Origin of the sequence: Streptosporangium sp. CA-115845 (genome assembly GCF_050943795.1) — a bacterium.
GTDB lineage: Bacteria > Actinomycetota > Actinomycetes > Streptosporangiales > Streptosporangiaceae > Streptosporangium.
Window position 1 is genome coordinate 4,484,914 of the sequence record NZ_CP191988.1, and the last position, 14,440, is coordinate 4,499,353.

At 68.1% G+C, this 14,440-nt stretch carries 15 protein-coding genes; 12 read left to right on the forward strand and 3 right to left on the reverse strand.

Going from position 1 to position 14,440, the window contains the following annotated elements:
• The first annotated feature begins 45 nt into the window (after positions 1-45).
• The 12 genes from ACQP0P_RS22620 (at position 46) to ACQP0P_RS22675 (ending at position 11,601) form a co-directional block, all read left to right on the forward strand.
• A complete protein-coding gene (locus ACQP0P_RS22620) occupies positions 46-531 on the forward strand; it encodes a hypothetical protein (protein ID WP_433380432.1) in 486 nt (161 codons plus the stop codon).
• A complete protein-coding gene (locus tag ACQP0P_RS22625) occupies positions 528-836 on the forward strand; it encodes a transcriptional regulator (protein WP_433380435.1) in 309 nt (102 codons plus the stop codon). The genes ACQP0P_RS22620 and ACQP0P_RS22625 overlap by 4 nt, the downstream gene beginning before the upstream one ends.
• A gap of 14 nt (positions 837-850) precedes the next feature.
• Positions 851-1,030, forward strand: coding sequence for a hypothetical protein (locus ACQP0P_RS22630; protein ID WP_433380438.1), 180 nt, complete (start codon positions 851-853; stop codon positions 1,028-1,030).
• 313 nt (positions 1,031-1,343) lie between these two features.
• Complete coding sequence (locus tag ACQP0P_RS22635) at positions 1,344-2,324, forward strand: glycoside hydrolase family 11 protein (protein WP_433380441.1); 981 nt, start codon at positions 1,344-1,346, stop codon at positions 2,322-2,324.
• 815 nt (positions 2,325-3,139) lie between these two features.
• On the forward strand, positions 3,140-4,714 hold the full coding sequence (locus ACQP0P_RS22640) for a pyridoxal phosphate-dependent decarboxylase family protein (protein WP_433380444.1): 1,575 nt from the start codon (positions 3,140-3,142) through the stop codon (positions 4,712-4,714).
• Complete coding sequence (locus ACQP0P_RS22645) at positions 4,711-6,252, forward strand: hypothetical protein (RefSeq protein ID WP_433380447.1); 1,542 nt, start codon at positions 4,711-4,713, stop codon at positions 6,250-6,252. Before ACQP0P_RS22640 ends, ACQP0P_RS22645 begins: the two co-directional genes overlap by 4 nt.
• A 48-nt stretch (positions 6,253-6,300) precedes the next feature.
• Positions 6,301-6,801 carry a hypothetical protein gene (locus tag ACQP0P_RS22650; protein WP_433380450.1) on the forward strand — a complete coding sequence of 167 codons (501 nt, stop codon included), beginning with the start codon at positions 6,301-6,303 and terminating at the stop codon, positions 6,799-6,801.
• A gap of 25 nt (positions 6,802-6,826) precedes the next feature.
• Complete coding sequence (locus ACQP0P_RS22655) at positions 6,827-7,609, forward strand: hypothetical protein (protein WP_350924984.1); 783 nt, start codon at positions 6,827-6,829, stop codon at positions 7,607-7,609.
• Positions 7,610-7,648: 39 nt separating this feature from the next.
• A complete protein-coding gene (locus tag ACQP0P_RS22660) occupies positions 7,649-8,107 on the forward strand; it encodes a hypothetical protein (RefSeq protein WP_433380454.1) in 459 nt (152 codons plus the stop codon).
• Between the two features lie 5 nt (positions 8,108-8,112).
• Positions 8,113-8,667, forward strand: a complete 555-nt coding sequence (locus ACQP0P_RS22665) for a hypothetical protein (RefSeq protein WP_433380457.1) — start codon at positions 8,113-8,115, stop codon at positions 8,665-8,667.
• 430 nt (positions 8,668-9,097) lie between these two features.
• Positions 9,098-9,856 (forward strand): MBL fold metallo-hydrolase, encoded by a 759-nt coding sequence (locus ACQP0P_RS22670; protein ID WP_433380460.1) that lies wholly within the window; start codon positions 9,098-9,100, stop codon positions 9,854-9,856.
• A gap of 1,208 nt (positions 9,857-11,064) precedes the next feature.
• Positions 11,065-11,601, forward strand: a complete 537-nt coding sequence (locus ACQP0P_RS22675; protein WP_433380463.1) for a transcriptional regulator — start codon at positions 11,065-11,067, stop codon at positions 11,599-11,601.
• A gap of 85 nt (positions 11,602-11,686) precedes the next feature.
• Here ACQP0P_RS22675 and ACQP0P_RS22680 read toward each other — a convergent pair whose 3' ends face one another.
• From ACQP0P_RS22680 to ACQP0P_RS22690, 3 genes are all read right to left on the reverse strand, one after another.
• Positions 11,687-11,914, reverse strand: coding sequence for a Tn3 family transposase (locus tag ACQP0P_RS22680; protein WP_433382014.1), 228 nt, complete (start codon positions 11,912-11,914; stop codon positions 11,687-11,689).
• Positions 11,915-12,098: 184 nt separating this feature from the next.
• Positions 12,099-13,319 carry an FAD-dependent monooxygenase gene (locus ACQP0P_RS22685; RefSeq protein WP_433380466.1) on the reverse strand — a complete coding sequence of 407 codons (1,221 nt, stop codon included), beginning with the start codon at positions 13,317-13,319 and terminating at the stop codon, positions 12,099-12,101.
• Positions 13,320-13,342: 23 nt separating this feature from the next.
• Entirely contained in the window at positions 13,343-14,269 is a 927-nt protein-coding gene (locus ACQP0P_RS22690) for a quinone oxidoreductase family protein (protein ID WP_433380469.1), read from the reverse strand.
• Positions 14,270-14,440 lie beyond the last annotated feature (171 nt).

Genomic DNA, 14,440 nt, shown 5'->3' on the forward strand with positions numbered 1-14,440 from the left:
AACTGAAAAGTACTTTCCAAGCAGGAAACAAGGAGGGAACGGCCCATGGAGATCACCCCCGAAGAAGCCGCGCGGTCGCTGGCTCGGGTTCACGAGACGCAGCACAGGGTCCTGCGCGCCGCACCGCCGATGTTCCCCGCCTGGTATCCGGTGACGGTCTGGATCTTCATCACCGGAATGCAGTTCGTCACCGAGATCACCCCCTCCTGGTGGCTCTGGATCGCCGTGACGGCTCTGTCGGCCGGCCTCGCCGTCGCCGTCCTCAAGTTCGTGATCGACGTCAGGAACGCGAACCTGCGCCCGCACTCCTCCATGACGGATCCATGGGCATGGGCCGGCTTCGCCGCCTGGCTGGTCACCACCGGTCTCGCGGGCTACGCGCTGGCGTTGTGGCTCAAGGAACTCGGCATCGCCTATCCGCGTACCGTCATGGGGGTGATCATGACCGTGGTCGTGGCGGTCACCGCGCCCCTCCTGGCCCGATGGATGTCCGCGCGGACCGCTCGGCGGGCGGAGACGCCGAAGCGATGACGTCGCGACTCGACCCGGCGATCCACGCGCCGACCCGGCTGCAGATCGTCTCCCTGCTGGCCGCCGCCGAGGAGGCCGAGTTCGCCTTTGTACGCGACAACCTGGGCATCAGTGACTCGGTGCTGTCCAAACACGCGAGTGCCCTGGAGACGGTCGGCTACGTGAAGATCCGCAAGGGATACGTCGGCAAGCGCCCCAGGACGTGGTTCAGCCTCACCCGCGAAGGGCGCGCGGCCTACACCGGCCACGTCGCCGCGCTCCAGGCCATCGTCGCCCGGTCCGGCCTCTCGGTCCTCCCGGACTGAGGAAGAACTCGTGGGTGGTCGCGTTGGCCGAATACGACACGCCTGCGTTCCCGGCCGCCGAGGTCGCCGACGGGCCAGCCATGATCATGCTCTACTCCATCGTACCGGGCGCCGAACAATTCGGAAAATCTCCGAAATTTTCACCTACCAACTCGAACTCGATCGGCCAGGGCAGGGTCATTGAACAGGCATGATGCCTTCTCGGGAAATCTTTAACCAAGATCATGTCTTTGCGATCTTTCTGGAGTCGTTGACAACTCGCGGGGTCAGGCCGACACTTTCGCCATCACGCCGATACTTTCGCCGTCGTTAGGCCTCAACCACTGTCGATCCGAGTCGCCCGCCGCGACCTGCTCCTCCGGTCGTCGACCGCACGACGACCGGCCAACCCCCCCCCACGTGTACGACGCCGACGCGCGGCGGCCGTTCCCCCGGCCGCCGGCAGCCCCGCCGGGTCGTATCACGCTGCCCGGCCCCGGCCGGCCTTCACGAGGAGGAAGCACGCGCATGAACGACGTCCCCGCCCGCCCGAAGAGCCGCAGACGCGGCCGCATCAAGCTGCTTGTCGGCCGTGCCTGCGCCGTAGCGCTGGCCGTGGCCGTGGCGATGCTGCCCGGCCCCGCCCACGCGGCCATCACCTCCAATCAGACCGGCACCAACAACGGCTACTTCTATTCGTTCTGGACCGACAGTCCCGGGTCGGTCTCCATGGAACTGGGATCCGGCGGCAATTACAGCACCTCATGGAGCAATACCGGGAATTTCGTTGCCGGTAAGGGCTGGAGCACCGGCGGACGCAGGACCGTGAACTACTCGGGCAGCTTCAATCCGTCCGGCAATGCATATCTGACTCTCTATGGGTGGACGAGAAACCCACTCGTGGAGTATTACATCGTCGACAACTGGGGTACCTACCGGCCCACCGGAACGTACAAGGGCGCGGTCACCAGCGATGGCGGCACGTACGACATCTACCAGACGACGCGAACCAACGCCCCCTCCATCGAGGGCACCAGAACCTTCAATCAGTACTGGAGCGTCCGGCAGTCAAAGAAAACGGGCGGAACCATAACCAGCGGCAACCACTTCGACGCATGGTCCCGTTACGGCATGAATCTGGGCAGCCATGATTACATGATCCTCGCAACAGAGGGATATCAAAGCAGCGGAAACTCCAATGTAACGGTGGACGGCTCCTCCTCCGGCGGCGGTGGTGGCGGTGGTGCCTGCACCGCGTCGCTGTCCGCGGGGCAGCAGTGGAGTGACCGGTACAACCTCAACGTCTCGGTCAGCGGCTCGAGCAACTGGACCGTGACGATGAACGTCCCGTCCCCAGCGAAGATCATCGCTACCTGGAACATCAGCGCGAGCTACCCCAGCGCCCAGGTGCTGACCGCCAGGCCCAACGGCAACGGCAACAACTGGGGCGTGACGATCCAGCGCAACGGCAACTCGACCTGGCCGACGGTCTCCTGCAGCGCGAGCTGACCTCCGAAAACCCGAAACACCGCACCTGTGGCGCGGCGGCCCATGGCCGCCGCGCCACACTGCTGCCGGCGCGCGGCGGTTTAGTGCCGATATATCGAGAAAGACCGACATATCGGCCAGTAAAGTCTTCTGATGCATTTTTGAGAATAAAGGCATATGTAATAAGAATGTCATGTTAATGGGCTTGGTCGCCGAGGTGGCGGCCTCGAATTCCGAGCTTGATCCAAGTTCACGAGAAAAACTCATAAGCCTCAAAACGGCTGAGAACCGCCGAAAATCCTCCATCTCCATCGCCGCACGCAAGTAACTGTGGCCGGAATCTGTCACTCCACCTGCATTCGAGGTCTTGCGCCCCCCTGGCATCAATGATTAGCTCACTTACATGACAGGCGCGCCAACGTGTACGGCGGATGAAATTCAGGTCGAATTAATCGCGATTCGTCCACGCTAGGTCTCCTCCAGATCCTGATCGTCGGCGACACCACCGCCGGACTGACCCGAACTGCTTGAACAGGGCGTGAACAGGGGGCAATGAGGCCCTCTCATGCCATCTCCCACCATCGTCGGTCGATATTATTCCCTCTTGAATTTGGACCGTTCCAATCTGTCAGGACGGCTCAGCAGCGGCACGAATACCGCCCCGTGCCCCCGTATGCCGAGGATCTCTTTCCCACTCGACGCATCGCCGCAGATCACGCATTTATTCGCGAGAACCTTCACGTGATCGCCCGGGAGTTCAATGCACCATGTCCGAGTTCTCGTCCAGGCGCGACCACATGGGCGTTCTCGACGCCGGATCGTTTGGAGTCTCCTCCGTGACGAGTTCGCTTTCCGATGTCCAGAGTTCCTTCCCAGAGCCGACGACCGGCGAAGGCTCCCGGTCACCCACGCCGGGCCTCACCGCGGCCTTCGACCCCGAACGTTTCCACGACGGCGCCGTGGACATCGTCAGCCGCCTGACGACGTACCTGGGCGACCGGTCGGTCCGGGGACTCGACCTCCTCGATCCGGCGGTGCTGCTGAAGGCCGCGAGGGAACTGATGACCCCGGAACGGCGGCGCATCGCCGACTTCGACGCCGACCGGGTGAAGCAGATCGTCGACCTGTACACGGGGACCGGCATCCCGGTCTACTCACCCGGCTACATGGGACGGCAGTTCTCCGGCGTGGTGCCACTGGCCAGCCTCATCGACCTGGTCGGCTCGGTGGTCAACCAGCCCTCCTCCTTCTACGAGGCCGGGCAGCTCCCCAGCGTCGCCGAGCGGCTCATGGCCGAGGAGCTCAACCGGTTCATCGGCTGGGACCGAGACCGGTTCGCCATGGTGACGACCTCGGGGGGCTCCCTGGCCAACCTGACCGCGCTGCTGGCCGCCCGCAACCGCGCCTTCCCGCAGATCTGGACGCGCGGCGCCGGCGGGATGTCGGGTCCCCCGGCCATCGCGGTCAGCGAGGAGGCCCACTACAGCGTGACCCGGGCGGCCGGGGTGCTCGGCATCGGGGAACGGCAGATCGTCCGGCTCCCGGTCGACCGGGCCGGGCGGATCCGCCCCGATCTGGCCGGCCCGGTACTGGACGAGGCGCACCGGCGCGGTCTGCGACCGTTCTGCCTGGTGGCCTCGGCCGGGACCACGTCGATGGGCGCCTTCGACCCGCTGGAGGAGCTCGCGGCCGTGGCACGCCGACATGGGCTCTGGCTCCATGTGGACGGGGCGCACGGGGCGAGCCTGCTGCTGTCGGACCGGCACCGGGACAGGCTGCGCGGCATCGAGCAGGCCGACTCGCTGACCTGGGACGCCCACAAGATGCTGTTCATGCCGGCGCCGTGCACGCTGCTCTTCTACCGCGACGGCACGGCGGCGCGCGGTGCGTTCCGGCAGCGTGCCAGCTACGTCTTCGACGAGGAACCGGACGTCTACAGCGCCTACGACAGCGCGGACAAGAACTTCGAGTGCACGAAACGCCCGATGATCATGCCGCTCTGGACGGTCTGGTCGGTCTACGGCCCGGCGCTGTTCGCGCAGCGGATCGACCGGCTGTGCGCGATGGCCCGGCAGGCGTACCGGATGCTCGCCGCCGAGCCGGACTTCGCCGTGGCGCACGAGCCGGAGTCCAACATCCTGTGCTTCCGGTACCGGCCGGACGGCCTGGAACCGGCGACCGTGCACCGGCTGCAGCTGGAGATCCGCAACCGGATCCGGGGCGGCGGGCGCTTCTTCATCTCCAAGGTCGACATCGACGGGGTGGCGGCGCTGCGCGTGGTGGTGATGAACCACCTGATCGACGCCGACCACCTGGCCATGCTCATCGCCGAGATCAGGGACATCGGGCAACGGGTGCTGCGCGCGAGCGCCGCGGCCCGGCACGACCAGTGGAATGGGAGTCATTCATGACCATGACGGATTTGGACATCGCCGCCTCGACAGAGCTGGCGGCACGGCTGATCCCCGAGGAGGAGCTGCGGCCCCGCTCGGTGGACGACGTCACCCGGCTGCCGTCGTTCGCGGGGAAGCTGGAGGAGTGCGGGCGGCTCACCGGAGTCCCGTACTGCGAGTCCCCGCTCGACCTTCAGAACGCGCTGGTGTTCCGCCGGCTTCAGCAGCTCGTCGGCGTCGCCCTGCTCAACCCGCTGTGGCGCGAGCGGCTGCACTACTTCGGGGTCCGCGGCGCCCCCGCCGACATGTCCGAGTGGGAGCGAATCCCTCTCTCGGACAAGACCGTGCAGCGGGACATGTTCATGGGCGCACGGGCCGGGATGGTCGTGCCGCTCGGCCACGGCGGGTTCGAGGTGGTGGCCAGCGGCGGCACCGGTGACGGCATGCCCCTGGAGATCGTGTACTCCCTGCGGGAGCTGCGCGACACCTACCGCATCGCCGGGGCGTTCATGGGCGCCTACCAGCTCGGCCGCTACCTGCGCGGCCCCGCGCCGCGCTGGCTGTTCACCACCCTGGCCGACTACCAGATGTGGAGCAGCGGGACCATGGTCGGCGGCGTCCTGTCCCACGTCCCGGAGGTCAACTACATCGGCGCGGGACCGGTGAGCGCGCCGGTGCTGGAGCACATGTTCTCCTACCCGGGCCACAAGGCGCTGATGGGCATCACCGCCGGCATCGCGCTCCTGCCCGAGCTGGGCGCGGGCCTGCCCCCGCACGCCAGGGCGAGCTTCCGGGTCGCCATGTACGGCAGCGGCTCCCTGCCGCAGCGCAAGCGCGACGAGCTGCGGGCGTTCTTCCCCAATGTGTCGATCCTCAGCTATTTCGCGGCGACCCAGGCCGAGTGCGTCGGGCTCCAGCTCGACCACACCTCGCCGGCGCTCTCCGCCGTGCCGGGGTTGCACCTGGTGGAGATCGTGGACGAGCACGGCCGTGCCGTCGCCGAAGGCGAGGAGGGCGAGCTGGTCGTCACCCGGCTGCACGCCGACGAGACGCCGTTGCTCCGGCTCAAGCTCGGCGATCGGATGATCCGCCGCCCCGCCCTGAACGGGCCCGGGCTGCGCACCGAGCGATTCGAGTTCGCCGGGCGCACCGCCGACGTGCTGCACCTCAACGACAGCCAGTACTCGGCGACGCTGGCCTACGCGGCCCTGCGCGGGCGGCTGTGCTCGACGGCCGGCGTCGACCTGGACCTGGTCGCGCACGAGGTCCAGTTCCACAACCACCGTGAGGACCGGACCCTCACCCTGCTGGTGGCGGTGGACGACGCCGAGGGCACGGCCGCGGCCGTCGAGCACGCCCTCGGCGCAAGCGGGACGCGGCAGCTGTTCACCCAGGCGCTGCCGAGCTCCCTGTCGCTCTTCAACGACCGGGAGGCCAACGCGGCGGCCATCGAGCAGACCGGATACGGGTTCCGGCTGGCGTTCGTGCCGCCTTCCTCACCGCAGATCGAGCGGACCACCGTCGGCAAGACGCCACTGGTCAGGGACCGGGGCTGAGCAGCTGGTGGCCCGTACGCCCGAATGACACCCGACAAGGGAGGATCGATGCAAGACAGGATCAGCATCGTCGTGATGGTCGACGCCGTCGGGGCGTTGTCCGACCGGACGTTGCACAACGGCAACCTCTCGCTGGTCGACGACAGCTCGGCGGGGAGCAGGCACCAGGGGACTCCCGACCTCGTCACGGTGGTGGTCCCGGGACAGGTCGTCCAGTGGACGCCCATCCACGTGGACGTGCAGACTCCGGTCGAGATCAAGGCCATCGAGTTTCTGTCCGGTGCGACCGCCTCGCCCCCGGCCGACCAGACCGTGCCGTCGTACCCGGTGGAGCCCGGAACCGTTCCGGCACCCGCCGGGGTGCCCGGGGCGGGGGCCGACGCCACCGATTCCAACGGGCACGAGAACTACGACCTCCTGGTGTGGGAGGGCGTCGTGCCCTACGACATGACGCCCGGTGTCCCGTACCGGTACCGGCTCTCCCTCAAGCTCCACGAAGGACCCAACAGCGTGCTGCACATCGACTCGCCCGCGCTGCTGCGCGTGTGAGCCACGTTCTGCGAAAGGCGGTTTCATGGCCCAGCAACACGGGATCATCGTGCTCTTCGACGTCGAGAACGCGCTCCGGACGCGGTCGCTCGACGGCAACACGTACTGGTTCGACAACATGAAGTTGCTCGGCTCGGTCGGGGTGGGCACCGAGCAGCTGGTGACGATCGTGCCCGGCACCCATTTCCTCGACGGGTCGCAGGCGACCGAGCAGGTGCTGAACTGGTTGCCCGCGGCGCTGGGGTCGATCCCCCCGACGGTGCCGCGCAACTACCTGGCCGAGCAGGAACGCGCCGACGACCGGCGCACGCTGGAGGAACTGGCCGCGCTCAGCGGCGAGGGCGGCGTGAGCGGCGCCGATCTCAAGCGGCTGCAGCAGCGGGTCGGCAAGCGCGCCCGCAAGTCGGGCGGCGGGCGCGGCCTCACCGAGGCCAAGCTGCTGGACGTCACCGGCAGGACCACGAGCAGCCCCGGCGCGTACAACTACCCGGCCCCGGTGATCACCGATATCACCGGCCAGGCCGTCACCGAGAAGATCATGTACCCGGCCCAGTACGGGTCACCCGACATGATCTACGACGGCTGGTACTGGGCCGCGACCGTGGACACGAGCCGGCCCGGGGTCTACCCGTACACGGTGCACGTCCAGCTGCACGAGCTGGTCGAGCAGGACGACGAGCTGGTCTGGCAGTCCGTGGACCTGACCTGCGAGTCCAGCCTCAAGATCATCAACGATCCGAAGCGCAACGGGTTCACCGGCGCCGGACTGGGCGTACTTCCCCTCCCGTCCGTCCCGGCCGCCGGCTGACCCGCTCCGAACCGGAGCATTCTCGACTGAAGGAGTCGCATGCCCCCGAGGAACAGACAGTCCGAACGCCGGCCCGCCCAGCCCGTCCGGCCCGTGACGATCACCGCGGTGGTCGACCCCGTGGCCGCGCTGGCGTCGGAGAACCTGGACGACAACCTCTACTTCTACGACACCAACGGGGCCGCAGGGTCCACCGGGTTCGGCACCCCCGAGCTGCACAGCCGGGTACGCAAGGGCGACACCCTGCTGTGGAACGTGATCCCGCTGGAGTGCGAGACCTACGTGGCCCTCGCCGACATCGAGATCGACCCGCAGATCGCCGAGCCCACGCGAAAGGTGTATCCCGGCACCGACATCGTGTTCTGGACCGCCGAGGTCAAGCAGGACCTCACCGAACCGGTCCCGTACCGGCTCTCGTTCCTGCTCGGCACCGTCGGCACGCCGTTCACCCCCACCACCCGGCCGGCCCTGGCCGGTCCCGTCACCGAGGGAAAGTGAGGCCGATGACCCAGGAACAGGAATACGCGGCTGCGGACTTCGCCGATCGCGGCCAGCTCAACTCCGTCCAGCTGAACGTGGTGACCCTCGTCGACATGGAGAAGGCCGCCGCGACGAAGTCCCTGGACGGCTGCCTCTACATGATGGACAACAGCGTCGGCGGGGTCGGGCAGGGCGGCGACCACCTGGAGACCATCTGCAAGCAGGGGCAGGTGATCAACTGGATCATCCGCCCGATCGACATGCACCGCCGTCCGGACGGCACCTGGCCTCCGATGCCGAAGATCAACAACCTGGTCTTCCTCGACATCGAGAAGGGCGACGAGGACGACGTCGCCGAACGCCGGATCATGACCGAGCTCAAGATCTACGGCGCTCCCGACCGGATGCGCGACCAGTACACCGCCGTCTACTACTACTGGGCCGGGGCGGTGATGAGCGACGCCCGGCCGGGGCTCTACCGCTATCGGTTCGTCCTGGAACTGGAGAAGGAGCACGGCACCGACAAGCTGTACCTGAACTCGGCCCACTATCCCGCCCTGCGGGTGATGCCCGTCTGACGGCCTTCGGGGCCGCGCGCACGATGCGGTGAAGGTGGAGGTCATGGTCGCCGCCAGGCGGCGGCCATGACCGGCCGGTGCGCGCGGCCCGATCCCGTGGCCGCGGGACGAGCGTCATCGGTACGGGCGGAGCCGGGGGCCACCGCCGGTCACGGGGGCGCACATGTCCGGCGTGTCCGGGACACGCCGGACACGCCGGATCCCGGCGCCCTTCCGGCCAGGAAGGTTGGAGCAGCAGGCGGTGTGCTCGACCGGGGGGCGTCCCGCGTCCCGTTCGGCTAGTCCCGTTTTCCGCACATGCCGCATCGCTACAGGTCGGTGTTTGATCCAGCGCAGAGGGTAATCGCCCCAGGTGAATCGAGGTCATGTGCGGAGTGCAGGGCTAGCATGATCCAGACGATGCCCGACCGCGCAGCGAACGGATCCGCCCATGACGACCACCATCACCGTGATCGGCGGCCCGACGGCCCTGCTGGAACTCGGCGGGCTGCGCATCCTCACCGATCCGACCTTCGATCCGCCGGGAGATCACCCCGTCGGGCCGCTCACGCTCACCAAGACCGTCGGCCCGGCCCTCTCCCCGGCCGACGTCGGCCGGGTGGACCTGGTACTGCTCAGCCACGACCAGCATCCCGACAACCTGGACAGGCTGGGCCGCCAGATGATGTCCGCCGCGCCGCTGACCCTGAGCACGCCCGAGGCCGCCGCGCGCATCGGGGTCACCCCGATGCACCCCTGGCAGCACCACGACGTCGGCCGGGTGCGCGTCACCGCCGTTCCCGCCCTGCACGGCCCGCCGGGATGCGAGCCCATCGTCGGCCAGGTCACCGGCTTCGTGCTCACCGGCGACGGGCTGCCCACCGTCTACATCAGCGGGGACAACGCCTCACTGGAGTACGTGGAGCTCATCGCCGGGCGGTTCCCGGTCGTCGACGTCGCGCTGCTGTTCGGCGGCGCCGTCCGCACGCCCATGATCGACGAGCGGCTCACCCTGAACGCCACCGAGATGGTGATCGCCGCGCGCCTGCTGAAAGCCCGGCACGTCGTGCCGCTCCATGTCGAGGGCTGGACCCACTTCACCGAGGGCCAGACGGACGTGCACGCCGCCTTCTCCGAAGCCGGCCTCGACGATCTGCTCGTTTCTCCCCCTCCGGGACGACCGGTCTCCCTGGGGTCTGTCCACACATGATCACCCCAATCTCCCACCTCCGTGTCGCAGAACGGATGCCGGGGATCGTGTCCGCAGCCTGGGCAGGCGGTGCCGTCGGTGATGTCGGCGGCCAGCTTTCTGAGCACGTCGTCGAAGCGGCGTAGATGCTCGTAGTCGCCGAAGGTGGGATTACCGACGAACTTGGTGCAGTAGCCGGCGATGGCCGGCGGGGAGTGCCGTAGAAGGGCCTCGGAGATCCTTTTCAGCAGCCGGGAGCGTAGCCAGGCCGGGGCGCGGCGGTAGTGGTCGGGCAGCCTGCCGAGCAACTCGGCGGCCATCCGGGACGACTCTTCCGGGTTCGCCGCAGGCGTCGGTGCGGCGCCCGGCCTCCTACGGTCCGCAGGCTCGCCTACGGCGAGAAGAGGTGGGTTTTCGCTGATCTTCTCGGGGTTCTGGTCTTCTTGTTTCTCTGTTCTTCTTATGCGGGTGGGTTTTCCTGCGTTGGGTTTCCCGGCGTAGGCCGCGACCTGGGGTTTCACGGTGTCCGTGCTGGTCGGGACCAACGGCGGGTTTTCCGGCGCAGGCTCGTCGACGGTGAGTCGCGGTGACCAGGGGTCGCAGATGATGTAGGTGACGCCCCCGAGTCTGCCGTCGCGGCCCCGTGCGCGTTCGCGTACCAGGTAGCCGTACGCCTCCAGTTCCCCGATGGCGGACCGGGCCGCGTCCCGGCCGTCCGGGGCGGCGCAGACGATGGTCTTCTCCGAGACGCGGAAGCCGGTCGCGTGCGAGGTCAGCCAGGCCAGCAGGCCGCGCGCCTTCCACGACAGCCGCAGGTCACGGATCCAGAGGTTGGAGATCCGGGTGAACCGGTCGGAGGGGGGTTTCGCCTGCCGGATGCTCATCGCCCGCCCTCCGAGACCGAGAAGACGATCGTCTGACGGGAGAGGATGTTTGATACGGGCGCGGGCGCGCGGGTACAGTCGAGCACGGATCTTTCTCCTGGTGTAGCAGGGTGAATGGATCAAGGCCCTGGGACGGTGTTGGTAGCACCGGCTCGGGGCCGTCTTTCTTCCTCCGGGTGACCGGCTCGCTCACGCCCTTCCGGGCGCCGTGGCACGGCCTGTCGCTCTGGCCCGCCCGCTCACCCGGGCTCGCCGATCTCTCGGCAATCCCCAATGAGCTGGGCCGACGCGCCTTTTTTAGCACACACCGCCCGGACGTTTCCGCTGCTCTTGGAACATCTCCGAGTGTTGTATCCGGCACCCGCCGCCCAGCGCTGGGGGAGGGGCATCAGTGACTCGGTGCTGTCCAAACACGCGAGTGCCCTGGAGACGGCCGGCTATGTGCAGATCCGCAAGGGATACGTCGGCAAGCGCCCCAGGACATGGTTCAGCCTCACCCGCGAAGGACACGCGGCCTACACCGGCCACGTCGCCGCACTCCAGTCCATCCCCGCCGCGCTGCGTGAACACGCCCTGACCACCCGGCTGGCCGCTGCCGACAGCGACGCCGGCTTCACCGCCTTCACCAACCTGGTGGCCGGTACCCCCGCGCTGCGCGACCATGCCCAGAACATGTGGCTGCGCCACACTGCCGCACTCGCTCAGGCCATCGCCGAGGAGAGCGGCCTCGCCGCGTGCGACCCCATCTGCGCTGCCCTGGCCCACTTTGCCCTCGGAGCCCCCCGCGCGGCCTACGCTCACGACAACCCCCGCAAGGCCATCACCCGGGCCTTCGACCTCCTGGAACACGGCTGGAGCGCGCTCACCCAGATCAAGGCGTGAGCAAGCGCCTTGCCGCGGAATGGCGCGCGTCCGGGCGGCCCTCCTCACACCGGGCCGCCCGCTGCAACGGGCGGCCGAGGCGGGATTACTCGTCGTCGGTGGCGTCCTTGTCGCGGAGTGGCCACAGACCGCCGGGCAGGTTCGGGAGCTGGAAGGAATACCGGCCGAGCATGTTGATGTGGTGCCGCACGAACGGCGAGAGGCGGGCCACGTCCTCATCTTGGACGTCGAAGCTGTCGGAACGCAGCTGGTTCACCGCGGCGTCGATGTACCGCGTGTTGAACAGCACGAGGGCGTTGAGGACCAGGTCCAGGGCGCCGAGCTGGTCCTCAACGCCGTCCTGATAGCACTGATAGAGCTGCCCGGCGCGCTATAAATATGGACACATCGGTCATTCGACTGCCATCGGCACCTTGTGATCGTCGGCGTCGCCGGCCCGCTCACCTTGCCCAAGCGAGCATCGTGTTTGAAGCGCGTGCATGCGGACCGGGCTCTTGTCAGCCGGCGTGGGCGATGTCCAGTTCCCGTTCTCGGATGGACTTGGTGTTGCTTCGCAGGGAGCGCAAGGCATTGCCGATCACCGGGAGCCGGAGGCTGCGCGCCATGACCGGCCGGAGGGCGATCTGCCGCTGGTTGCCGGGGGTGACGAAATACCGCTGTTCGACGCCGTTGGCCTGGTAGTAGGTCATGTGCGGGCGGAGCTGTGCCTCCCAGGCGCGCAGAGCGCCGCGGATGTCACCGGGGTGACGGTGCAGCATGCTGCCGAGCAGGTCGGCTCCGGCGAGCCCGGCGGAGATCCCCATGGCGGAGTACAGGCTGGGGCACCATGCGGAGTCGCCGACCAGCACAACCCGGCCGTGCGACCAGGCGTCCATGCGGGGTTGCTCCACTGAGTCGAACAAGAACTCGTCGGCGGCGTCGAGCGCGTCGAGCGCCTCGCCGAGCAGCCGGCCCGTGGGCTGAGGTCCGTACGCGGCGCGGACCTGTTCGGCGGGCCGGCCGGTGAACTCGGCGTCGACGTCGTCGGTGCGGTACGAGAAGAGCACAGTGGGCGGGTGGTCGGCGAACGGAAAGACCCACATGGCCCGGCCGGGCTCTAGGAGACTCGCCCCCTCGTGCGGGGAGAGCCCGCCGACCGGGCTTGGCAGCGTCGTCGCCGCGATCATGTAGCCGAGCCGATGCAGATATCTGTCGTGCGGGCCGAAGACGAGACGCCGGACCGTGGACCGCAACCCGTCGGCGCCCACGACGAGGTCGAATCGCTCGGTCACGGATCCACCGTCGTGTTCGAGCGTCACCTCGACGCCGGAGGCATCCTGCTCGATGCGGGTGGGGGTCGTCGCGTAGCGGATCTCCACGTCGTGCGGGAGCGCGGCGAAGGCGGCACGTTCCACGTCACCACGCAGCATCATGCGAGGCGAGACCGGCAGATCCCCGAACCCCAGGCCGGGTTTCCGGACGCCGGCGCGATCCACCGTGTAGGTGATGCCGTTGGGCGGCGATCGGTCGGGGATGGCGTCGAGAATGCCGAGTCGCCGCGCCGCGGCCTGGCCGGCGCCGAACAACACGACGAAGTAACCACCCGATCGACGGTCCGGCACTTTCTCCACGATCACCGGATCCCAGCCGATGCGCCGAAGGCCGATCGCCGTGGCGATGCCGCTGACGCCGAGACCCACGACCAGGGCCCGTCTCCTACTGCTGCTCAACGAAGTCATGGCTTCCTCCTCGGATGTGACGGCTAGGGGACGAAAACGATGCGGTCGTCGGTCTCGGCGGTCCACGCCTGCGCGACCTGGGCGAGGGGTACGGCGCGGGCCCGTACGTCGATCGCGCCCGCGGCCACCGCTGAGGCCAGCTCCGGCAGCTCGGCGAGGAAGTCCCGGGCGGGGACCGAGCCGATGCCGCTGCCGACGATCTGCAGGCGGGCGGAGCGCAGTGCCGCGGAGGGGATCGGCGCGGTCTGGCCGGCGATGGATCCGATCTGGATCCAGGCCAGCGGGGCGGTGCGGTCGGCGCGGGCGGTGAGCATCGGAATCATGGCGCCGGCGGCGGATTCACCCCACACGTAGTCGAGGACCACGTCGACGTCGGCTGCGTGGCGGATCTGGTCGAAGGTGATCGTCTCGTCGGCGCCGAGCGCGGTCAGTGCCCTCAGGCGGGTGGTGTCGCGGCCGGCGGCGATGACCTGGGCGGCGCCGAACAGTTTGGCGATCTGGACCGCCATCCGTCCGGCGTTGCCGGTGGCGCCGAGGACGAGGACGCGCTGACCGGTGTGGAAGTCGACGCGGCGGCGCAGCGCGACCCAGGACGACATGGCCGGGTTCATCGCGGCGGCGATCTGCACGGGGTCGATGCCGTCGGGCAGGATCACGCTGCGGCGAGGGTCGATGAGGGTGCGGTCGGCGAACGTCCCCAGAGCTGTGTCGTCCAGGGCCACGTAGCGGACGTTGCCCTCCTTGTCGCGTACTACGCCGTCGACGCCGGGGACGAGCGGGTACACACCGGTGCTGGAGTAGTGCGAGCCGTTCGCCTTTGCCCTGGTCAGATGGTGCAGACCGGCCGCGAGGACCTCAACGACCATCTCGTCGCCGTGGCGTTCCGTGGGGTCGGGGTGGTCGTGATAGACCGGCGGGGCATCGGTTGCCGGGATGACGGCAGCGTGCATGGTGACCTCCTGGAGATGGTTTGTATTACCAACCACCTCCATAGTGGGTGGTAATACAAACCATGTCAACGGATGCGGCGTGATTGACGCGACATCACGTTGCGTGCTGTCACCATCGCGCTCGGAGGTGCATGGGCCGTGCGCGATGATCAGGGCTGCGGCCGACGGGCA